Source organism: Labrys sp. 22185 (genome assembly GCF_052045555.1).
Taxonomy (GTDB): domain Bacteria; phylum Pseudomonadota; class Alphaproteobacteria; order Rhizobiales; family Labraceae; genus Labrys; species Labrys neptuniae.
Genome location: NZ_JBQEPH010000006.1, coordinates 132,598 through 152,281, shown reverse-complemented (window position 1 = coordinate 152,281; position 19,684 = coordinate 132,598). Strand labels below are relative to the sequence as shown.

The 19,684-nt window shown below is 65.4% G+C and carries 19 protein-coding genes; 9 read left to right on the top strand and 10 right to left on the bottom strand.

The window, feature by feature from the left end; genetic code table 11:
* Positions 1-76 precede the first annotated feature (76 nt).
* Together ACTJKX_RS14410 and ACTJKX_RS14405 are read right to left on the bottom strand one after the other, a co-directional pair.
* Positions 77-853 carry a tRNA1(Val) (adenine(37)-N6)-methyltransferase gene (locus ACTJKX_RS14410; protein ID WP_440725666.1) on the bottom strand — a complete coding sequence of 259 codons (777 nt, stop codon included), beginning with the start codon at positions 851-853 and terminating at the stop codon, positions 77-79.
* The gene (locus ACTJKX_RS14405) at positions 850-1,074 is read right to left on the bottom strand and encodes a putative signal transducing protein (RefSeq protein WP_311943155.1); all 225 of its coding nucleotides are present in this window, start codon (positions 1,072-1,074) and stop codon (positions 850-852) included. Before ACTJKX_RS14405 ends, ACTJKX_RS14410 begins: the two co-directional genes overlap by 4 nt.
* Positions 1,075-1,188: 114 nt before the next feature.
* Between ACTJKX_RS14405 and ACTJKX_RS14400 the strand changes: the two genes are divergently transcribed.
* Together ACTJKX_RS14400 and ACTJKX_RS14395 are read left to right on the top strand one after the other, a co-directional pair.
* The gene (locus tag ACTJKX_RS14400; RefSeq protein WP_311943153.1) at positions 1,189-2,205 is read left to right on the top strand and encodes a polyprenyl synthetase family protein; all 1,017 of its coding nucleotides are present in this window, start codon (positions 1,189-1,191) and stop codon (positions 2,203-2,205) included.
* An 83-nt stretch (positions 2,206-2,288) separates the two neighbouring features.
* Positions 2,289-2,867, top strand: coding sequence for a DUF1993 domain-containing protein (locus tag ACTJKX_RS14395; protein WP_311943150.1), 579 nt, complete (start codon positions 2,289-2,291; stop codon positions 2,865-2,867).
* A gap of 40 nt (positions 2,868-2,907) precedes the next feature.
* Here ACTJKX_RS14395 and ACTJKX_RS14390 read toward each other — a convergent pair whose 3' ends face one another.
* Entirely contained in the window at positions 2,908-3,390 is a 483-nt protein-coding gene (locus tag ACTJKX_RS14390) for a MarR family winged helix-turn-helix transcriptional regulator (protein ID WP_440725665.1), read from the bottom strand.
* Between the two features lie 107 nt (positions 3,391-3,497).
* Here ACTJKX_RS14390 and ACTJKX_RS14385 point away from each other — a divergent pair, with 107 nt between their 5' ends.
* Positions 3,498-3,911 (top strand): VOC family protein, encoded by a 414-nt coding sequence (locus ACTJKX_RS14385; protein WP_367626633.1) that lies wholly within the window; start codon positions 3,498-3,500, stop codon positions 3,909-3,911.
* A 73-nt stretch (positions 3,912-3,984) separates the two neighbouring features.
* Here ACTJKX_RS14385 and ACTJKX_RS14380 read toward each other — a convergent pair whose 3' ends face one another.
* Positions 3,985-5,436, bottom strand: a complete 1,452-nt coding sequence (locus ACTJKX_RS14380) for an MFS transporter (protein WP_440725664.1) — start codon at positions 5,434-5,436, stop codon at positions 3,985-3,987.
* A 141-nt stretch (positions 5,437-5,577) separates the two neighbouring features.
* Here ACTJKX_RS14380 and ACTJKX_RS14375 point away from each other — a divergent pair, with 141 nt between their 5' ends.
* Positions 5,578-6,480, top strand: a complete 903-nt coding sequence (locus tag ACTJKX_RS14375) for a LysR family transcriptional regulator (RefSeq protein WP_311943142.1) — start codon at positions 5,578-5,580, stop codon at positions 6,478-6,480.
* A gap of 47 nt (positions 6,481-6,527) precedes the next feature.
* Here the strand turns inward: ACTJKX_RS14375 and ACTJKX_RS14370 are convergent, their stop codons facing one another.
* The 6 genes from ACTJKX_RS14370 to hisD form a co-directional block, all read right to left on the bottom strand.
* Positions 6,528-6,974, bottom strand: a complete 447-nt coding sequence (locus ACTJKX_RS14370; RefSeq protein WP_311943140.1) for an NUDIX hydrolase — start codon at positions 6,972-6,974, stop codon at positions 6,528-6,530.
* A gap of 465 nt (positions 6,975-7,439) precedes the next feature.
* A complete protein-coding gene (locus tag ACTJKX_RS14365) occupies positions 7,440-8,267 on the bottom strand; it encodes an ABC transporter permease (RefSeq protein ID WP_415080570.1) in 828 nt (275 codons plus the stop codon).
* Positions 8,264-9,439 carry an ABC transporter permease gene (locus ACTJKX_RS14360; RefSeq protein ID WP_440725663.1) on the bottom strand — a complete coding sequence of 392 codons (1,176 nt, stop codon included), beginning with the start codon at positions 9,437-9,439 and terminating at the stop codon, positions 8,264-8,266. Before ACTJKX_RS14360 ends, ACTJKX_RS14365 begins: the two co-directional genes overlap by 4 nt.
* On the bottom strand, positions 9,436-10,500 hold the full coding sequence (locus tag ACTJKX_RS14355; protein ID WP_440725662.1) for an ABC transporter ATP-binding protein: 1,065 nt from the start codon (positions 10,498-10,500) through the stop codon (positions 9,436-9,438). Before ACTJKX_RS14355 ends, ACTJKX_RS14360 begins: the two co-directional genes overlap by 4 nt.
* Before the next feature lie 228 nt (positions 10,501-10,728).
* Positions 10,729-11,778, bottom strand: a complete 1,050-nt coding sequence (locus tag ACTJKX_RS14350; protein WP_440725661.1) for an ABC transporter substrate-binding protein — start codon at positions 11,776-11,778, stop codon at positions 10,729-10,731.
* A 168-nt stretch (positions 11,779-11,946) separates the two neighbouring features.
* Positions 11,947-13,248, bottom strand: coding sequence for a histidinol dehydrogenase (gene hisD, locus ACTJKX_RS14345; protein ID WP_440725660.1), 1,302 nt, complete (start codon positions 13,246-13,248; stop codon positions 11,947-11,949).
* Between the two features lie 125 nt (positions 13,249-13,373).
* Here hisD and ACTJKX_RS14340 point away from each other — a divergent pair, with 125 nt between their 5' ends.
* From ACTJKX_RS14340 to ACTJKX_RS14320, 5 genes are all read left to right on the top strand, one after another.
* Positions 13,374-13,919 (top strand): cupin domain-containing protein, encoded by a 546-nt coding sequence (locus ACTJKX_RS14340; protein WP_311943128.1) that lies wholly within the window; start codon positions 13,374-13,376, stop codon positions 13,917-13,919.
* 237 nt (positions 13,920-14,156) lie between these two features.
* Positions 14,157-15,224 (top strand): phosphotransferase, encoded by a 1,068-nt coding sequence (locus ACTJKX_RS14335; protein WP_394311841.1) that lies wholly within the window; start codon positions 14,157-14,159, stop codon positions 15,222-15,224.
* Entirely contained in the window at positions 15,221-16,519 is a 1,299-nt protein-coding gene (locus ACTJKX_RS14330; protein WP_440725659.1) for an aspartate aminotransferase family protein, read from the top strand. Before ACTJKX_RS14335 ends, ACTJKX_RS14330 begins: the two co-directional genes overlap by 4 nt.
* Positions 16,520-16,891: 372 nt before the next feature.
* The gene (locus ACTJKX_RS14325) at positions 16,892-17,629 is read left to right on the top strand and encodes an RNA polymerase sigma factor (protein ID WP_440725658.1); all 738 of its coding nucleotides are present in this window, start codon (positions 16,892-16,894) and stop codon (positions 17,627-17,629) included.
* Positions 17,619-19,592: a vWA domain-containing protein gene (locus ACTJKX_RS14320; protein ID WP_440725657.1), complete on the top strand. Its 1,974-nt coding sequence runs from the start codon at positions 17,619-17,621 to the stop codon at positions 19,590-19,592. The genes ACTJKX_RS14325 and ACTJKX_RS14320 overlap by 11 nt, the downstream gene beginning before the upstream one ends.
* Positions 19,593-19,684 lie beyond the last annotated feature (92 nt).

Here is a 19,684-nt window from a genome sequence, read left to right as displayed (position 1 = left end):
CGGGTCGAGCCCGGCAATGACAAAGGTCGTGCAAATCCGAAGAGCTTAGTGAACTGCATTGGGGTTATGCCCGCTGCTAGGCTTGCCATTCGATCGAGGCTTCGCCGCGATGCAGGGCGTCCGCCTCGGCGGTGAAGCCGCCGTCCTCATCATGCAGGATCAGTGGCGGCAGCAGGAGGAAGGGCGCACGCGAGCCCTTGATTGCACGAATGAGCAGGCGGGCGGCCGGCAGGCCGACGCGCGGCTGCACGGGCTTGACCCGGATGTCGCCGAAGCGGCGGTCGAGGCTTGCCAGAAGCCGGGGCAGGGCGTCGGCCCGGTGGATGAGGGTGAGGCTGCCCTTGGCGCGCAGGAGGGCGAGGGCGCAGAGGATCCAGGCCTCCTCGTCGGCCTGGCCGTGCACATGTGCACCGGCGCGATAGGCGTCGGGCGCCGGGCGAATCGTGCCCGGAAGATGGAAAGGCGGATTCATGATGACGTGGTCGGCCGTGCCGGGCAGCAGGAGCCCCTCCTTCGACGGCCTTTGCGTGACGTCGGCCTCGAGCGTGGTTACGCGTTCTGTAAGGCCGTTGCGTGCTGCATTCTCGACCGCCAGTGCTGCGATGGCCGGATCGATCTCGACCAGGACGAGGCGGCATTGCGGGCAACGGACGGCAAGGCCGAGGCCGGCGGCGCCGATCCCCGCGCCGAGGTCGTAGACGGTTTCTCCTGCAGAGGGCGAGAGGCAGGCCGAAAGCAGGGCCGCGTCGGTTCCGACACGATGACCGCTGGCGGGTTGGGCGATTTCGAGCCGGCCGCCCAGAAAGGCCGAGAGCGTGGTCCCGGCCGCGGTCCCAGTCGTAGGCTTGGTCACGGCGTGCGCAACTCCTTGCCGAGGCCTGCTTCGGTCAGCCGCTGGCGGGCCAGCACGCTCTGGTCGGTGTCGACCAGGATGCGGCGCTGGATCATGCCGAGCGAGCCTTCCAGCACGCTCATATGGGTGTCGAGCACCAGGTGGACGACGCCCGCCTCGGTCAGCAAGGCCTCGATATAGGAGATCAGCACGGGATCATTGGTACGAACGATTTCTTCCATGCCGCAATCGTTGCGATTATCGCAACAATTGCAACGAGCTTGTTGGCGCGACAACAGCAAGCTTGTATGGGGAGCCGCGCATTTCTATGGTGCCGGCAAAACGGAGTGCATGTATTGGGCGTCGTTGTCGCATTCGAGGACAAATCCGGGTCGCAAGGCTCGCTTCAGCCGATCGTCGACCTGACCAAGGCGGATATGGCGCGGGTCAACACCACCATCCTGTCGCGGACGGGATCGGAGGTGACGATGATTCCGGAAGTCGCCAACCATCTGATCTCCTCCGGAGGCAAACGCCTGCGCCCGATTTTGACCCTGGCAACCGCGCAACTCGCCCGCTATCAGGGCGATGGCCATGTGAAGCTCGCGGCCTCGGTGGAGTTCATGCATACGGCCACGCTCTTGCATGACGACGTCGTCGACGAAAGCGACATGCGGCGTGGCAAGCCGGCCGCCCGCATGCTGTGGGGCAATGAGGCGAGCGTTCTGGTCGGCGATTTCCTGCTCGGCCAGGCTTTCAAGATGATGGTGGAGGTCGGCTCGCTCAAGGCGCTCGACATCCTGTCCACGGCCGCGACCGTCATCGCCGAGGGCGAAGTGGCCCAGCTTGCCGCCGCCAAGAACACGGCGACCACCGAGGACGAATATCTGGCGGTGATTCGCGGCAAGACGGCGGAACTCTTTGCGGCCGCCTGCGAAGTCGGCCCGGTTCTGGCCGAGCGCCCCAAGGACGAGCAGGCCGCCTGCCGCTCCTTCGGCATGAATCTCGGCATCGCCTTCCAGCTCGTCGATGATGCGCTGGATTATGGTGGTTCGGACGCCAAGCTCGGCAAGAATGTCGGAGACGACTTCCGCGAGGGCAAGATCACCCTGCCGGTGGTGCTGGCCTTCCGGCGCGGCAACGAAGCGGAGCGCGATTTCTGGCGCCGGACGCTGGAGCGCGGCGAGATCGCGGAGGCCGACCTCGAGCATGCCATCGGCCTGATGCGCCGCCACAAGACGCTGGAAGACACCATCGAGCGCGCCCGCCACTACGGCGCCATGGCCAAGGACGCCCTGGCGCTGTTCGCCGACAGCCCGATGAAATCAGCCCTGGTCGATGTGGTGGAGTTCTGTATCGGCCGCGCTCACTGAGCCCGGTCGGTCGCTTTCCGGCCGGATGCGGAACTCTCCACGCGTAATGCGGACGGTTCGAGGCCGTCCAGGGAAGCAAGCCCATGGCTGATCTCTTCGACGTTTCCGTACCGGTTTTCCTGCGCTATCTCACCAATCTCGACGCGATCCTCGACAAGACGGCCGAGCATCTGCAGCTCCAGGGCACGGAGCAGGCGGAGGTCCTCAACCTCGCTTTGCAGCCGAACATGTTCCCCTTGAAGTGGCAGGTTCGCATCGCGCTCGGCTTCTCCATCCGGGCCATCAATCCGGTGCTGCAACAGCCGATCATGCTCGATGACGGCCCGATCGAATCGATCGAAGATATCCGCCTCCTGCTGGGAAACACCATTGCCCGGCTGAGGAACGTCTCACGGCGCGATTTTGCCGGCGGGGAAGCGAGGCTGGTGCGGGAAAAGGCCGGCCAGGCCGTGTTCGAGGCCAAGGCCGTGGACTTCGTCACCCAATATGCCCTGCCGAACTTCTTCTTTCATCTCGGCATGGCCTATTCGCTGCTGCGCCTCGCCGGCTGCCCGATCGGCAAGGGCGATTTCGACGGCTTTCATCAATATGAAGCAGGCGTCAACCTGGTGCGGGAGGTGCAGCCGGAGCCCAGGCCGCTGATCCAGCGGCTGCCTGGTTGAAGCGTAGGTGCTTGGCTTCGAAGGGAGCGCGAGCCCTTCGTCAAAGTGCGGTGATCAGCTTTCTGAGCAGGCTATCGAGGGTTTCCTGCTCGGCCTGCGTCAGCACCGACAGCAGCCGCTGCTCATTGGCAACATGGCGCGCAATGGTCTCATCGATCACGATCTTGCCGGCCTCGGTAAGGGCGATCAGCTTGCCGCGACGGTCATTGGGATCGGGACGCCTCTCGACCAGGCCGGCGCGCTCCAGCCGGTCGAGGCGATTGGTCATGCCACCCGAGGAGATCATCGCCGCTTCGTAGAGGCGGGTCGGCGACAGCATATAGGGCTCGCCCGAACGCCTCAGCGTGGCCAGCACGTCGAACTCGCCCGGCTGCAGGCCTGCGGTGGCGAAGAGCGGGTTCATGTGGTCGCGCAGCATCCGTTCGGAGGCATCGGACAGGCGGCCGAATACCGCCATCGGCAGGGAGGGAAGGTCGGGTCGCTCGCGGGCCCATTGTTCGACGGCTGTGTCGGCGCGGTCCATTGGCAGGTTCTCTTGGCACAAAGTATCTTGACATTAAGATACTTTGTGCTTACTAACATCATAGCGAGACAATAAATCAACTCGCCCATTCGGTGAAGGAGGAAGTGATGGCCAAGATGATTTTCTTGAATCTGCCGGTGCGCGATCTTGCCGCCGCGACCGCATTCTATGTCGCCTTGGGCGGCGAGGTGAACCCGCAATTTTCCGACGAGCAGACCAAATCGGTGATGCTCTCCGACGCGATCGTCGTGATGCTGCTCACTCACGAACGCTATGGACAGTTCACCCAGCGCCCGATCGGCGATGCGCGCCAGTGGAGCCAGGCGCTGATCGCCCTCAATGTCGATACGCGCGATGCGGTGGACGCGACGCTGGCCCGCACAACGCAAGCGGGCGGAAAGGCCGACCCCAACCCGGCGCAGGATCACGGCTTCATGGTCAGCCGCAGTGTCGAGGATCCCGACGGCAATGTCTGGGAAATCGTGTGGATGGATCCTGCCGCGATGGCGCCGCAGGGCTGAGGCGCGAATTCATCACTCTCCCCCTCCAGGGGAGGGTGAAACTTGCGCTTGGGCTTCACTTGCATCCAGCAATTTAGGGTGCGTCCTGGGGATGTGCGGCGCGGCCCGCCAGGATGCGCGTTCCCGCAGCCAGGATGATCGCCACCACGATCAGGAGCGCGGCGGTGCCGAATGTTGCCTGCATGCCGAAGGCGACGGCCTCCGGCGGGGCCTTGGCGATATCACCCGTTCCCGCGGCGAAACGGAAGATGGCGCCCATGGCCGATGCCCCGGTTATCAGGCCGAGATTGCGCGACAAATTGACGAGGCCTGATGTCACGCCTCGCCGGTCCGCTGGGACACTTGCCATGGCGGCGGTGTTGTTGGCGGCCTGGAAAAGCTGGTAGCCCGGCGTCAGGATGACGATGCCGGCAATATAGCCCGCGACGCCGAATGCCGGGCCCATTGTAGACAGGACGATGGCTCCGACCGCCATCTCGGTCAGGCCGATGAGGATCAGGCGAGGCGCACCCAGGCGATCGACGATGCGTCCGGCAAAGACCCCGCTCAGGACGGAAAGGACGGGGCCGATCGCCATCACCGCGCCGATTTCAGCCTCGTCGAGAGCGAAGACGCCGGACAGGTAGAATGGCCCGACGACGAAGGTCGTCATCATTACCGTGGCGACCAGGGCGCTCGTCGCCAAATTGGCGCTCAGCCCCTCGCTGCGGAAGGCGGCCAATTGGATCAGGGGTGGACTGATACGTGCCTCGACCAGCAGGAAAAGGGCGCCGCCGATGACGGTTGCCAGCAGTAGGCTCGCACCGGTCCAGGCGGGAGCGCTGCGCCCCGTGGTCATGGCCAGGGCGTAGGCAGCGAGCGTTGCGGCGAGCAGGAATGTGCCGAGGCTGTCGAATCTGTTGCGGGCATCCCGGGATTTGCCGCCATCCTCGCGCAGAAAGCGACGAGCAAGATAGAGGGCCAGGAGGCCCAAAGGGATATTGAGAAGAAAGATGCTCCGCCAGCCGAAGGCGGAAATCATGAGGCCTCCGAGCGATGGCCCCAGGGCGGTGCCGACGGCCGACATCGTGCCGAGCAGCCCCATGGCACTGCCGGTCCTTTCCCTCGGAACGGCTTCGCCGATAATAGCCATGCCGAGAGCCGCCATGATGGCGGCGCCGAGGCCCTGTGCAGCGCGCGCCGCGACCAGCAGCCCGAAGGTCGGCGCTACCGCGCAGCAAGCCGAAGCCAATGTAAACAGCAAGAGACCCGACAGCAGCAGCCTTCGCCGCCCGACGATGTCCCCCAATCGCCCGACGCTGACGACCAGGGTGGTCATCGCCAGCAGATAGGCCAGCACGATCCACTGCACCTGCTCGAATGAGGCCGAGAACGCCGCGGCCAAAGTCGGCAAGGCGACATTGGCGATGCTGGTGCCCAGGGAGGACAGCAGGATGCAGAGGCTGAGGCAGGCGAGGGCCCCGTGGAACGGAGGCGTGGGTTTTTCATGCACCCGTCCATCATCTCTCGTCGCTGATTTCGGCATGGATTGCGTCTTCCGTCGGTTCGAAGGGGGGAACCGCTGAAAGATAGGCCTGTGCCTGATATGGCGGAATGCGCATCATTTGCACTTCATTGGTGCATCGAACGCCATGCCATAATTACCCTTGGATGCTATGATCGGTCCATGACGCTGCCCGATTTCAATCTTCTCATCACGCTCGACGTCCTGCTGACGGAAGGCAGTGTCGCTCGAGCGGCCCGTCGTCTCAGGCTCAGCCCCTCGGCGATGAGCCGAGCCCTGGCCCGATTGCGGGACACGACCGGCGATCCGCTGCTCGTTCGCGCCGGCCGCGGCCTCGTACCGACACCGCGGGCCTTGGAACTGCGCGAAAACGTCGGCCAACTCGTCCAGGCGGTCGAAAGCGTCCTTCGTCCGGTGGAAGCGCTCGACCTGAAAAAGCTCACGAGAACCTTCACCCTGCGCAACAGGGAGGGTTTCGTCGAGAATTTCGGACCCGATCTCATCGCTTATGCCCGCGAACAGGCGCCGGGGGTCACGCTGCGTTTCGTGCCGAAAGCCGACAAGGACAGCACGCCCCTGCGCGACGGCAGTGTGGATCTGGAGACGGGTGTCATCGGCGACTCGATGGGGCCGGAAGTGCGCGCGCAGGCCCTGTTTCGCGATCGTTTCGTCGGTGTCGTCAGGATGGGCCATCCTCTGAGCGAGGCTCCGATCACGCCGGCCCGCTATGCACAGGCAAGCCATGTCCTGATCTCACGCCGAGCCCTCTATAGGGGGCCGGCCGATGGCAGGCTCGAAGCCCTCGGTCTCGAGCCGAACATCGCCACGATCGTCAGCAGCTTTTCCGAAGCGCTGGCCCTGGCCCGCTCGACCGACCTGGTCGCCACGGTGCCCGAACGTTCGACCGGCCGCCTGCGCGCCGGCCTGTTCTGCTTCCCGCTGCCGTTTCCCCTGGCGGAGATCACGATCTCTCTGCTCTGGCACCCGCGGCTCGATGCCGATCCGGCCCATCGCTGGTTGAGGGACTGCGTCCGGAAGGTCTGCACCGAGCAACTGGCCGGCTAGGTAGGCGCGTTTCTTCCGGGATCGCAGGCATCCCAGTGAACGGTGTTTTATGGCGCCATCGCCGGCTTCAGGCCGGACAGCAGCTTGGCGAGGCCGGGGTCGTCCACGATGATGGAAGCGTCGCCCAGACCCATCCATTGCACACGGCGCTGGGTCTGTTCCTTCCAGGCCGGCAACATGCCGGTGACGCGCAAGGGATAGACATTCACCTTGATCAGTTCGAAGCGATCGGTCAGGCGCTTCCAATAAACGAAGGAGCCGAGCGCCTTCTTGCGTGGCTTGCCGGTTACACCGGCCTCCTGCTCGGCCTCGATGCGGGCGGCGACATGATCCTTGCGGCCCTTGATCGGCCAGCCCTTCGGCACGGTCCAGCGATGGGTGGTACGGGTGGTCACCAGGCAGACCTCGATGCGGCCGTCCTTTTCGCGCAGCGGCAAGGCCGCAACCTGGCGGCGCGTCGGATTGGGCAGGATGTCGATGGCGATACTCGGCATGGTACTCTCACGCTCTTGATTGGAGCAAAGGCTCCTACGCGACTGACTTGCCGATATCCTCGCTCAAATACCGCTATGCCGGCGTGACATGGCGCACGTGGTGGGCGAGTCTCCAGACTCGCCTTTTTCAAGGTGTTTGACGCGATCGAGTCAGGTCTGATCGTCGAGGTCGCGCTGCCCCTCACCTTACCTCTCCCCGTAAGGACGGGGCGAGGAGGCGCAAGCGTTGTGACTGATTCTCGGAGCATTCATCTCGCCCAACCGTCGTGCGAGATGAAAGATTTCCCGAATATGATTCGACGTCAAAGCCCCCTCGCCCCGTCCTTACGGGGAGAGGTAAGGTGAGGGGCGGCGCCATCCAGCGTATTTATGGACTATTTTACAAACCTTTCCCGGTTCGTTCCAAACACTTTGAAAGGGGTGGTCATCAGACCCGCCCCCCGCGGATTGGATCGCAGCCTGGCATCACTCCTCGGCCGGCAGCACCTGCTTGCGCTTGCCGATGAGAGCCAGGATCGCGGCGCCCTTCACGGCAAGGGCCAGGACCAGCGTGATCACGATGATCAGGAAGGCGGCCGCCGCGATGGCCGGGCTGATGTTCTCACGGAGCGAGGAGAACATCTGCCGTGCCAGCGTGGTCTGGTTGGGGCCGGCGACGAAGAGGGTGATCACCACCTCGTCGAGCGAGGTGGCGAAGGCGAAGGCCGCACCGGTGAGGATGCCGGGCAAGGCGAGCGGGAAGGTCACGGCCCGGAACACCGTGCCGGGTGAAGCGCCGAGGCTGGCCGCCGCCCGTTCCAGAGCCGGATCGATGCTGGCGAGCGAGCCGGAGACGTTGACCAGCACGAAGGGCACGCACAAGACGGCATGGGCGATGATCACGCCGGCATAGGAGGAGGCGAGGCCGAGCCTAGCATAGAGGATCTGCATGCCGACGCCGAGCACCACCGCCGGCACCACCATGGGCAGCAGGAATATCGAGCGCAGAATGCCCGAGAACGGCACCAGATTGCGCCTCAGGCCGAGCGCGGCGAGCGTGCCGACCACGGTGGACAGCACCGTCGCGCCGGTGCCCACGATCATGGAATTGACGATCGAACGCTGCCAGGCGTCGCTGGTAGCGAGCGTATCGAACCAGCGCGTCGAGGGCCCCGTCATCGGATAGGTCAGGAACACGCTGTCGGTGAAGGCGAGCGGCAGGATCGCCGCCAGCGGCACGACCAGGAACGCCACGATCAGTGCGCCGAAGGCAAGGCGCAGGGCGTTGAAGGAGCTCTTGCCCAATCCCGTCATGTCTGCACCATCGGCGTGCGCGAGAGCCGTCCATAGACGAGATAGAGCACCGTGGTCGGCACCAGCAGGAAGATGCCCAGCGCCCCGGCCATGCCCCAATTGGCGGTGCCGGTGGCATAGAAGGCGATCACCGAGGAGATCATCTGCTCATTCGGGCCGCCGACCAAGGCCGGGGTGATGTAGTAGCCGAGCGCCACCATGAAGACGAGGAGCGAGCCCGAGAGCACCCCGGGCATGGCCAGCGGCAATAGGACATGCCGCATGGCCCGCAGCGGCGGAGCGCCGAGCGAGGCGGCGGCCGGCATCAGGTTGCGCGGGATTGCGACGAGGCTGGCATAGGTCGGCAGCACCATGAAGGGCAGCAGCACATGGGTCATGGCGATGAGAATGCCGGTGCGGTTGTAGATCAGCGGCAGCGAGGCATCGATCAGGCCGAGGGCCTTCAGCGTCTGGTTGATCAGCCCGTTCTCCTGCAGGAGGATCATCCAGGCGGCGGTGCGCACCAGCAGCGAGGTCCACAGCGGCAGCAGCACGGCGAGCAGCAGGAGATTGCGCTTCCAGCCGGAGACGCTGGCGGCCAGCATGGCGAAGGGCAGGCCGATGGCGACGCAGAGCAGCGTGACCTGCAGGGCGATCATGAAGGTCCGCAGCATGATCATGCGGTTCACGGCCATGTCATCAGGTACATTGGCGACGCTGCCGTCATCGGCCCGCTTGAGATCAACGGCGGCCAGCAGGTTGGCGTCGGTATAGGCCGGCATCGAACGCCTCAGCGCCAGCCAGAAAGCGGGCTGGTTCCAGCGCGGATCGATGGTGGCGAGGGCAGGCGGGCTGTTCTCGGGCGCGTTGCGGATGGCGGTCGCGGTCTTGGGCAGCAGCGTGCGGAAGCCTGCCTGCTGGCTGTTGAGGGCGCGCACGGCATCGCCGAACTGCTCCTGGGGGATCGTCGTGCGCAGATCCTTGGCGAGCGCGGCCTGGACCTCGGGCGGCGGCAGGCCTTCGCCCTGCCAGCCGGCGATCGCCTCGGCCGTCTGCGGGAAGGCGTGCCGCACGGTGCCACCCTGCACGGAGGTGACGATCATCATGCCGAGCGGCCAGAGGAAGAAGATGCCGAGGAAGGCGATGAGGGGCAGCACCAGGAGAGCAGCCTTCAGGCGCGGGGCCGCCGTCATGGCAGGACCAGCGTACAATCGTCGGGCGCGAAACCGACATGGGCATCGGAGCCGATGGGGCGGCTCGCCTCGCGCCTGTCGGCCTTGGCCACCAGGCGGCGCTCGCCGCTCTTGAGGTGCAGGCGGACGTGATCGCCGTGATAGACGTCGTCCTCGACGCGCACGGGCAGGCTGTTGGCCAGGGCCGGGGCGTCGCTCAGATGCAGCCTTTCCGGCCGCACCGAGACCAATACCGGCGCACTCGGCTTGGGCGAAAGCTCGGTGCGGCAGGAGACCGTCGGCCCCAGGGCCAACTCGACGGTCGCCAGGCCGTCCGAACAGGACTTCAGGGTGCCGTCGAGCAGGTTGGTCTCGCCGATGAACTCGGCGACGAAGCGCGTGCGCGGACGGTCGTAGAGGCCGGACGGGGTGTCGAGCTGCTCGATCTTGCCGAGATTGAGCACGGCGACCCGGTCCGACATGGTCAGGGCCTCGCCCTGGTCATGGGTGACGAAGATCACGGTAAGGCCGAGCTTGCGGTGGAGCTCGCGGATCTCGAGCTGCATGTGCTCGCGCAACTGCTTGTCGAGCGCGCTGAGCGGCTCGTCCATCAGCACCACCTTGGGCTCGTAGACGAGGGCGCGCGAGAGGGCGATGCGCTGCTGCTGGCCGCCCGAAAGCTGGGAGGGCTTGCGATCCTTGAGATGGCCGAGCCGGACGAGATCGAGCGCCTTGGTGACCCTGGCGTCGCGCTCGGCCCGGCCGATGCCGCGCATCTTGAGCGGGAAGGCGACGTTCTCGGCGATGGTCATGTGCGGAAACAGAGCGTAATTCTGGAAGACCACACCCATGTTGCGCTTGTAGGAGGGCAGGGTCTCCACGCGGGTGCCGTCGACGAGCAGGGCGCCGCTGCTGGGTGCCTCGAAGCCGGCCAGCATCATCAGGAGGGTGGTCTTGCCGGACCCGGAGGGGCCGAGCAGGCTGACGAATTCACCCCGGCCGACATGGAAGTCGAGATTGTCGACGACCTTCATCGTGCCGAAGGATTTGCTGACACCGTCGAAGTGAATGAACGAGTCCATCGGATCCGAAAAGCTCCTTCCAGGTGCGGGCCTTGGGACGTTGGAATGAGCGATGCCCGGGCGGACATCGAGACACAACCCAGCCGGCATTAACGCAGCCTTGTCATGCCCGGGCTCGACCCGGGCATCCAGTGCCTCGCCTCAACCTTGAAAGCGATCCTGGATTGCCGGGTCAAGCCCGGCAATGACAAAGGTCGGTATTTGGGGCGGGAGAATGCCGTCGGACGGCTATTGCCCCAGCCAGGCGTTGAAGCGCTTGGTCAGGTCCTCGATGTTGTCGTTCCAGAACTCGGTGTCGATGGAGACCGAATCCGTCATGTTGGCCGGAGAGGTCGGCAGGTCGACCGCAAGGTCGGCGGGCACCGCGGCGGCAGCGGCCTTGCTCGGCAGGCCGTAGGCGATGTCCTGCGGCAGTTTGGACTGGTTCTCCGGCAGGCTGGCGAAGGCAATGAAATCCATCGCCGCATCCTTGTTCGGGCTGCCCTTGAGGATGACCCAGCTGTCTACGGCATAGATCGAGCCCGGCCACACGCCCTTGAAATGGGTGCCTTCGGTCTTGTTGATGCCGGTGATGCGGCCATTATAGGCGGAGGTCATCACCACCTGGCCCGACTTCAGGAGCTGGAGCGGCTGGGCCCCCGATTCCCACCAGACCATGTCGCCCTTGATCTCGCCGAGCTTCTTGAAGGCGCGATCGACGCCCTCGGGCGTGCGCAGCACCGTATAGACGTCCTTGGGCGCGACGCCATCGGCCATCAGCGCGAATTCGAGGGCATATTTCGGGCCCCGGCGCAGGGCGCGCTTGCCCGGGAACTTCTTGGTGTCCCAGAAATCGGCCCAGGATTTCGGGGCTTCCTTCAGCTTGTCGCTGTCATAGGCGAGCTGGGTCGACCAGACGATCGCGCCCACGCCGCAATCGCTGACGGCGCTGTCGATGAACTTGTCCTTGCCGCCGAGCTTGCTCCAGTCGAGCGGCTCGTAGATGCCGTCGGCGCAGCCGATCGCCAGTTCCTCGGCTTCGACCTGCACGGCATCCCAATTGGGCGTGCCGGCCTTGACCTTGGCCTGCAGCACGCCGATGCCGCCGTCCCAGGCTTCGTCAAGCACGGGCTTGCCGGTCTTCTCGGAAAAGGGCTTGAAATAGATCTTGCGCTGGGCGTCCTGGTAGTTCCCGCCCCAGGATACCACGGTCAGGTCGCGCGCCGAGGCGCTGGCGACGCCGGCAAGGGCGGTACCCAAGGCAATGCCGGAGGCAAGAAGGAGGTGTCTGAAGCGCATAGCGGTCTTCCCCACTGGTTCGGTCTCTGGTTTGCGTCGCGGTGTCTCTTTCCTTTGGGAAAGGACCCGTCTCTTCCGTTGCACGCGGCTCGCCGCCGCATGGGATTGTCGCATCGGAACCTGCGAGGCCGCCAATGGCAATGGCGGCGCCCGCGTCCGGTGAAAAAATTAGACGCCGATCTCCGCAAGCAGCTGCTTGGGAGAAAGGCGCAGGGCTGCCGCCCGGCGATGGCCTTCCAGCCCCTCGCTGGCGCTCTGCCGGATGGCCGGCGGGGCGACGGCGGCGATGCCGCGATCGTCCAGCCACTGATGGGTACAGGTCTTGAGGTAGGATCCGACCCACAGGCCTCCTGTGTAGCGCCCCGCGCCCATGGTGGGCAAGGTGTGGTTGGTGCCGCAGCACTTGTCCGAATAGACGACGCTGGCCGAGACGCCGATGAACAGCGAACCGTAATTGCGTAGCCTGGCCGCGGTGGCGTGGGCATCGCGCGTATGGACCTGCAGGTGTTCGGCGGCGATGAAGTCCGAATAGGCCAGCATGGCCGCTTCGTCGTCGCACACGACGATCTCGCCATAGTCGCGCCAGGCCGGGCCGGCGACATTGGCGGTGGGCAGATTGGCGAGTTGGCGCTCGACCTCGGCCAGGGTCGCTTCGGCCAGAGCCCTGTCGGTGGTGATCAGGCCGACGCGGGTGCGCACGTCGTGCTCGGCCTGGGCCAGCAGGTCGACGGCGATGGTGACCGCGTCTCCGGTCTCGTCGGCCACCACGAAGATCTCGCTGGGGCCGGCGAGCTGGTCGATGCCAACCAGGCCGAAGACCTGGCGCTTGGCCTCGTTGACGAAGGCATTGCCGGGCCCGAAGATCTTGTCGACGGCCGGGATACTTTCGGTGCCATAGGCCATGGCGGCGATGGCCTGGGCACCGCCGACCCGGAAGATGCGGTCGGCGCCGGAAAGGTGGCAGCCGGCGATCATGGCCTGGTGGGCGCCCGGCGGCAGGCAGGCGATCACCTCGTCGCAGCCGGCGACCTTGGCGGGCACGATGGTCATCACCGGTGCCGACAGCAGCGGATAGCGCCCGCCCGGCACATAGGCGCCGACACGGGCAATCGGGATGATGCGGTGGCCGAGATGCAGGCCGGGCAGGGCCTCGATCTCCAGGGGCAGCAGCGTGGCGCGCTGGGCTTCAGCAAAAGCGCGCACCCGCTCGATGGCGAATTCGGTATCGGCACGGGTCTGCGGATCGAGGGCGTCCACGGCGGCCTGGCGTTCGGCGGCGGTCACTTCGAAATGCTCGACATCGATTTTGTCGAACTCGCGCGAATAGTCGCGCAGCGCCGCATCGCCACGCTTGCGCACCTCGTCGATGACCTGCTTCACGGTCGCTTCCACGGGGCCATTGTCGGTCAGGGCGCTGCGTCCCGGTGCCTTGATGGAGGTGATGCGGGCTTGGATGGCGGGGTCGAGCATTGCTGGCCTTTTCGATCGAATGAGATGCCGAAAGACTTGCCGCCGCAAGCGCCCGGGGCAATTGCCCCGGATAGCCTCGTTCAATATATTCACCACATGAATGGTGCGAAGCCCGGAGAGGGACGATGAAGATCGGAGACAAGCTGCGCGAATTACGCCACCGGCGCAAGCTCAGCGTCAGGGAGGTCGCCCTGCGCTCGGGTGTGTCGCATTCCTCGGTCTCGCTGATCGAGCGGGACCTGATCAGTCCTTCGCTCGACACGCTGCGCGCGGTGCTCGACGCGCTCGGCACCACGCTGCCGGGCTTCTTCATCGACCTCAAATCCGCGCTGCCGCAGAGCCCCTTCTACCGGGCTGGTGACCTGACCGAGATCGGGCAGCCGGATGCGATCTCCCATCGCGTCATCGGCCTCGACTATCCCAACAAGTCCATGCTGCTGCTGCACGAGACTTACGCGCCCGGTGCCGATTCAGGCGAAGCCTATGCCCATTCGGCGCAGGAAGGCGGCATGGTGCTGAGCGGCGCCATCGAGATCACCGTCGACGGCAAGGTCGAGGTGCTCCACCCCGGTGACGGCTACTACTTCGACAGCCGCCTGCCGCACCGTTTCCGCAACATCGCGGACGGACGCAGCGAGATCGTCAGCGCGATCACGCCGCCGACCTATTAGGGCCCACCCTTTTCAAGATGTTTCGAGCATGCCGGGAAAGGTTGATGGAGTAGTGCATAAATACGTAGGACAATGCTGCCCCTCACCTTACCGCTCCCCGTAAGAACGGGGGGAGGTAAGGTGAGGGGCAGCGCGACGTCGACGACAGGTGCTTTGGTCGATTTACCGATCATTGCGCTGGCTCTCCCGCCAGCCGGGGGTTGCGTTGCCGCCTGAGGGATGGGAGAGGGAGGGGCCATGGCGCTTCAGCAGACTTCGACCGTTCTCTCCACGCCGGCTCCGCCTGTTTCCAAGGCGCGTGCCGAGGCCATCATCCGTGATCATTACGGCCTCGACGTCGAGGCCTTCCCGCTGATTGGCGAGCGCGACAGCAATTTCCGCCTTCATGCGGGCGACGGGCGCGAATTTCTCCTCAAGATCGTCAATCCGGCCGAAGACGTGTCGGTGACCGATTTCCAGACGGAGGCTCTGCTGCACCTCGCGCGAGGCGACGCCGACCTGCCGGTACCGCGGGTGGTGCGCACGCAAGCGGGCGAAGCCTATTTCTGGCTGCGCGAACCGGACCAGCAGCCGAGCCTGGTGCGCGTGCTGACCTATCTACCCGGCACGCCGCTGGCCAAGCTCGAACGCGGCCCCACGCTTCGCCGCAATCTCGGTGCGGGCCTGGCCCGGCTCGATCGCGCCCTCGATGGCTTCGAGCATGCCGGCAGCCCGGCCGATCTGTTGTGGGACCTCACCCACGCCCCCAGCCTGCGGCCGCTGGTCGTGCATATCGAGGATAAGGATCGCCGTGGCCTCGTCATCGCCGTGCTGGATCGGCTGGAGACCCATACATTGCCCCTGACGGCCGGGCTCCGGACCCAGGTGATCCACAACGACTTCAACCCCTCCAACATCCTAGTCGGGCCGGGGAGGGAGGGGGCGCTGGATCAGCTCGCCGGCATCATCGATTTCGGCGACATGGTGCGTGCGCCGCTCATCAACGAGGTGGGCGTATCGGCCTCCTATCACATCGGGGAGGGAGAGAGCTTCCTGGAGCCGGTCAAGGAGTTCGTCGCCGGCTACAACCGCGTCCTGCCCCTCGCGGACGAGGAGATCGCCTGCCTGTTCGACCTCATCCAGGGACGCATGACGCTGACGGCCATCATTACGGCTTGGCGCTGCACGCTGGAGCCCGAGAACCGCGACTACATCCTGCGCAATGCCGGCCGGGCCTGGGCGGGATTGGCGGCTGCGCGCTCGCTCTCGCCAGCCCAGGCGGCGGACGAATTCCACCTTTATTTGAGCAAGGATCGCCTCCCATGACGATGGTCAATGCCTTCGATCCCAGCAACACGGCCGGCTTCGCCGCCGAGGAGGCAGCCCTGATCGAGCGTCGGCGGCGCGTGCTCGGCCCGGCCTATCGGCTGTTCTATGCCCATCCGGTGCATGTGGTCAGGGGCGAGGGGGTCTGGCTCTACGGGCCAGATGACACCGCCTATCTCGACGCCTACAACAATGTCGCCAGCGTCGGCCATTGCCACCCGCATGTGGTGGCGGCGCTGGCGCGCCAGGCCGGGGTGCTCAACACCCATACGCGCTACGTCACCGACGGCATCCTCGATTATGCCGAGCGGCTGGTCGCGACCATGCCGGCCGAGATCGCCAACATCATGTTCACCTGCACCGGCAGCGAGGCCAACGACCTGGCCCTGCGCGTCGCCAAGGCCGTGACCGGCGGCACGGGCGTCATCGTCACCGAGAACGCCTATCATGGCGTGACCGACGTGCTCGCCCACATGTCGCCCTCGCTGGGCGCGGGGGCCCCGATCGCCGAGACGGTGCGGGTGGTGCCCGCACCCACCTCCGCCGACACGAGCGGCGAAGCCTTTGCGCAAGGCGTGAAGGCGGCGATCGCCGACATGGGGGCGAACGGCATCCGCCCTTCGGCGCTGCTGGTCGACACCATCTTCTCCAGCGATGGCGTTTTCGCCGACCCGTCGGGCTTCCTGCGCCCGGCGGTGGAGGCCATCCGTGCCGCCGGCGGCCTGTTCATCGCCGACGAGGTCCAGCCCGGCTTCGGCCGCACCGGCGCCGGCATGTGGGGCTTTGCCCGGCATGGCCTGGTTCCCGATCTCGTCACCATGGGCAAGCCGATGGGCGATGGCCATCCGATGGCCGCCATGGCCGCGAGGCCCGAGCATCTGGAGGCTTTTGGGCGCGAGGTGCGCTATTTCAACACCTTCGGCGGCAATCCGGTCTCCTGCGCTGTGGGCATGGCCGTGCTCGACGTCATCGAGGACGAAGGCTTGATCGCCAATGCCCGCGATGTCGGCGCGGCGCTCAAGGGTGGCCTGGAGGATCTCGGTAGGCACGATGGCCGTATCGGGGAGGTGCGTGGTGCCGGCCTGTTCATCGGCGCCGACATCGTCGATGCCAAGGGCGCCCCGGATGCGGCCGCGGCTGCCGCCATCGTCAACGGCCTGCGCGAGCGCCAGGTGCTGATCTCGGCCACCGGCCGGCAGGGGCACAGCCTGAAGATCCGCCCGCCCATGGTGTTCTCGCATGAGAATGCGGCCCTGCTGATCGAGCGATTGAAGGCGACCCTGGCGGACCTGTAGGGGCGGCTAGGCAGGAGGCACCACCCACAAAGAACGAGCGGGCACATAACCGCTACGCAAACAGAACGAGGCGCGACTGACTTCCCCACTGCGTGGAGAAGGCAATGGCGTCTCATTCTGCGATGAAGTCGCAACTCTGTCTCTGCACCACCCGTGCGTTCGCGCACGGTCCCCTCCCGGCGCCCCTGGTCCAATACCCTGTCGCGAGCCGGCGGGGTGGGAGGCCGTAGAAAAATCTTTTCTCAACCCGCCAAGGAAATCGCCTCGTCCTGCGTCTGATGGAACGGTCAACAACTGGCCGGGAGATTGGAATGCCATCATATCATCTTGACGGGGCCGGCTCGTCCGGTGCCGGCGGCGGGGGAGAGTGTCATGACGGCCCTGGCAGCAAGCTTTGATGCAAGGAACCTTGGCCTCTCGCCGCCAAGGCTGCAGGCGTGGCCGCCGCGGCTGGCCTGGCTCTGGCTGCCGACATTGGCATCGGAGCCACCCGAAAGCCTGGGTGCGGTGCGTACGAGCGAGGGCACGGCGGATGGCGCCGATGACGACGACGCCGGTCTGGCTGCCCGGGCCTGCAGGGGCGACAGCCGTGCCTTCGAGAAACTGATCCGGCGCCACCACGCCATGATCCATCGGGTGGCCTGGCGCCAGACGGGCTTCATCGAGGAAGCCGAGGACATCGTGCAGACCGTGCTGATGCAATTGGTGGAAAAGCTGGCGAGCTATCGCGGCCAGGCGCGCTTCACCACCTGGCTGATCGGCATCACCATCAATGCCTGCCACGATCATCGCCGGCGCAAATCGAGCTTCGGACGCATGAGGCAAGCGCTGTCGAGCTTCGTGTCCGTTGGCGGAGCGGCGAGCGATGACGGCGATCTCGTCCGGCAAAGCTGGCTGAAAAGTGCGCTGGCCGGCTTGTCGCCGGAACTGCGTGCCACTGTGGTGCTGGTGGCGGGGGAAGGGCTCAGCCATCGCGAAGCCGCCGCCGAGCTCGGTATATCCGAAAATACCGTGTCCTGGCGCATGCACCAAGTGCGCGAGCAGCTCGCTGAAGCAGCCGGACACGAAGCGGCGGCCACGGGCCGCAAGGAGATCCGCGATGAGCGTTGATCACGAAGACCGCAAGATCGAACTGCCCGATGCCATCGCCTCCGAGACGGCGCGCGAGAAGGCGATATCGCAGGCCATGATGGCCTTCGAGGCCAGCCGGCCCAGGCAGGGCGCCGCTCCAAAGTGGTGGCAGGGCCTCGGCTTGGCGCGGTTGGGCGCACGCCCAAGCTTGCGCATGGCGTTGGTGACGGGAGCGGCTCTGCTCGTGATGGTGCCGATCGGCACGTATATGCTGAAGCGGCAGGAGGCACTGCTCAGTCAGGGCGGCACCGACATCGAAGCAATCACCCAGGTCCAGGTCGAAAGACTGCGTAGGCCGGACGACAACCAGAACGTGGCTCAGCAGGCACCGGCAACACCGACTGAATCGGCGCAGGACAAGACTGTGCTGGCCAGGCCCGTGGCGGCGCCGCCGCCCAGTCCCAGCGCTGCGCGCGACACACGGATGATGCCGGGGATGATCGGAGGCTATTCGGCAGAAAACCGCTATGAGGCTTCCGACGCTTTCGGCCCCAGGGCCTCGCAGGAAATCGGCCGCGACAAATTCTCCAACGCGCCGCAGAACGCCTTCATGGCTGTGTCTCAGGATCCGGTCTCGACCTTCTCGCTGGACGTCGACACCGCGTCCTATTCCTATGTACGGGCTGCGCTCAACCAGAACCTGCTGCCCCGGCCCGAAGCGGTGCGCGTCGAGGAGATGATCAATTATTTCCCCTATGACTATGCTGCCCCTGCCAGTGCCGAGGAGCCGTTCTCGACGGCCGCCACGATGATGCCCAATCCCTGGCAGCCAGGGCACAAGCTCCTGCGCATCGGCATCAAGGGCTACAGCCTCCAGGCCCAAGAACGGCCGGCTGCCAATCTTGTCTTCCTGATCGATACCTCCGGCTCGATGAACGAAGCGAGCAAGCTGCCTTTGCTGGTCAAGTCGCTCGGCATGCTGGTCGATACGCTGCGGCCGGAGGACAAGGTCTCGATCGTCACCTATGCCGGTTCGGCCGGCGTGGTACTGCCGCCGACCAAGGCGTCCGACAAGGCCTCCATCCTCTCGGCCCTCGACAGGCTGCAGGCCGGCGGCTCGACGGCCGGCGGGGAGGGGATTCGCCTCGCTTATCAGCAGGCAGAGGCGAATTTCGACCCCAAGGCGGTCAACCGCGTGCTGCTCGCCACCGATGGCGATTTCAATGTCGGCATCACCGAACCCGGCGAACTGCGCGGCTTCGTCGAGCGCGAGCGCGGCAAGGGCATCTTCCTGTCCGTGCTCGGCTTCGGCATGGGCAATCTCAACGACCAGATGATGCAGGAACTGGCGCAGAACGGGAACGGCGTCGCCGCCTATATCGACACGCTGAACGAGGCCCGCAAGGTGCTGGTCGAGGAGGCGACGTCGAGCCTGTTTCCCATCGCCAAGGATGTGAAGATCCAGGTCGAGTTCAATCCGACGGCGGTGAGCGATTATCGCCTGATCGGCTACGAGACCCGCATGCTCAAGACCGAGGATTTCAACAACGACAAGGTCGATGCCGGCGATGTCGGCTCGGGGGCGAGCGTGACGGCGATCTACGATGTCGTGCCGGCCGGTGCGACGCGCCCGGTCGACGGCAGCCGTTATCAGGCAGCCCAGCCGGTCCTGCCGTCGGACAAGGCCGACGAATATGCCTTCGTGAAGATCCGCTACAAGCTGCCGGAATCCGAGACGAGCCGGTTGATCACCACCCCGGTGACGCATGCCGGAGAAGCCGTCACGCTGGCGCAGGCACCCAGCGACGCGCGCTTTGCCGTGGCCGTGGCGGGTTTCGGCGAATGGCTGCGTGGCGGCAAATATGCCGGCACGCTCAAGCCCAACGACATCATCGCGCTCGCAGCCGGTGCCAAGGGCGACGACCCCTATGGCTATCGCGCCGAGTTCGTCAATCTGGTGCGGGCGGCCAAGACGGCGAAGGGCTTGCCGCAGCAGCCGTAATGTGGTCATCGCCCATCAAGATAAAATACCTTCTCCCCTTGCGGGAGAAGGTGGCGGCAGCCGGATGAGGGGTGGACGCGCCATACTCGGTA

Excerpts from the sequence above, each read along its gene's own strand:
- ACTJKX_RS14405 (WP_311943155.1), bottom strand. The coding sequence starts at position 1,074 with ATGGAAGAAATCGTTCGTACCAATGATCCCGTGCTGATCTCCTATATC.
- ACTJKX_RS14395 (WP_311943150.1), top strand. The coding sequence starts at position 2,289 with ATGGCTGATCTCTTCGACGTTTCCGTACCGGTTTTCCTGCGCTATCTC.
- ACTJKX_RS14390 (WP_440725665.1), bottom strand. The coding sequence starts at position 3,390 with ATGGACCGCGCCGACACAGCCGTCGAACAATGGGCCCGCGAGCGACCC.
- ACTJKX_RS14385 (WP_367626633.1), top strand. The coding sequence starts at position 3,498 with ATGGCCAAGATGATTTTCTTGAATCTGCCGGTGCGCGATCTTGCCGCC.
- ACTJKX_RS14380 (WP_440725664.1), bottom strand. The coding sequence starts at position 5,436 with ATGCCGAAATCAGCGACGAGAGATGATGGACGGGTGCATGAAAAACCC.
- ACTJKX_RS14375 (WP_311943142.1), top strand. The coding sequence starts at position 5,578 with ATGACGCTGCCCGATTTCAATCTTCTCATCACGCTCGACGTCCTGCTG.
- ACTJKX_RS14370 (WP_311943140.1), bottom strand. The coding sequence starts at position 6,974 with ATGCCGAGTATCGCCATCGACATCCTGCCCAATCCGACGCGCCGCCAG.
- ACTJKX_RS14365 (WP_415080570.1), bottom strand. The coding sequence starts at position 8,267 with ATGACGGGATTGGGCAAGAGCTCCTTCAACGCCCTGCGCCTTGCCTTC.
- ACTJKX_RS14360 (WP_440725663.1), bottom strand. The coding sequence starts at position 9,439 with ATGACGGCGGCCCCGCGCCTGAAGGCTGCTCTCCTGGTGCTGCCCCTC.
- ACTJKX_RS14355 (WP_440725662.1), bottom strand. The coding sequence starts at position 10,500 with ATGGACTCGTTCATTCACTTCGACGGTGTCAGCAAATCCTTCGGCACG.
- ACTJKX_RS14350 (WP_440725661.1), bottom strand. The coding sequence starts at position 11,778 with ATGCGCTTCAGACACCTCCTTCTTGCCTCCGGCATTGCCTTGGGTACC.
- hisD (WP_440725660.1), bottom strand. The coding sequence starts at position 13,248 with ATGCTCGACCCCGCCATCCAAGCCCGCATCACCTCCATCAAGGCACCG.
- ACTJKX_RS14340 (WP_311943128.1), top strand. The coding sequence starts at position 13,374 with ATGAAGATCGGAGACAAGCTGCGCGAATTACGCCACCGGCGCAAGCTC.
- ACTJKX_RS14335 (WP_394311841.1), top strand. The coding sequence starts at position 14,157 with ATGGCGCTTCAGCAGACTTCGACCGTTCTCTCCACGCCGGCTCCGCCT.
- ACTJKX_RS14330 (WP_440725659.1), top strand. The coding sequence starts at position 15,221 with ATGACGATGGTCAATGCCTTCGATCCCAGCAACACGGCCGGCTTCGCC.
- ACTJKX_RS14325 (WP_440725658.1), top strand. The coding sequence starts at position 16,892 with ATGACGGCCCTGGCAGCAAGCTTTGATGCAAGGAACCTTGGCCTCTCG.
- ACTJKX_RS14320 (WP_440725657.1), top strand. The coding sequence starts at position 17,619 with ATGAGCGTTGATCACGAAGACCGCAAGATCGAACTGCCCGATGCCATC.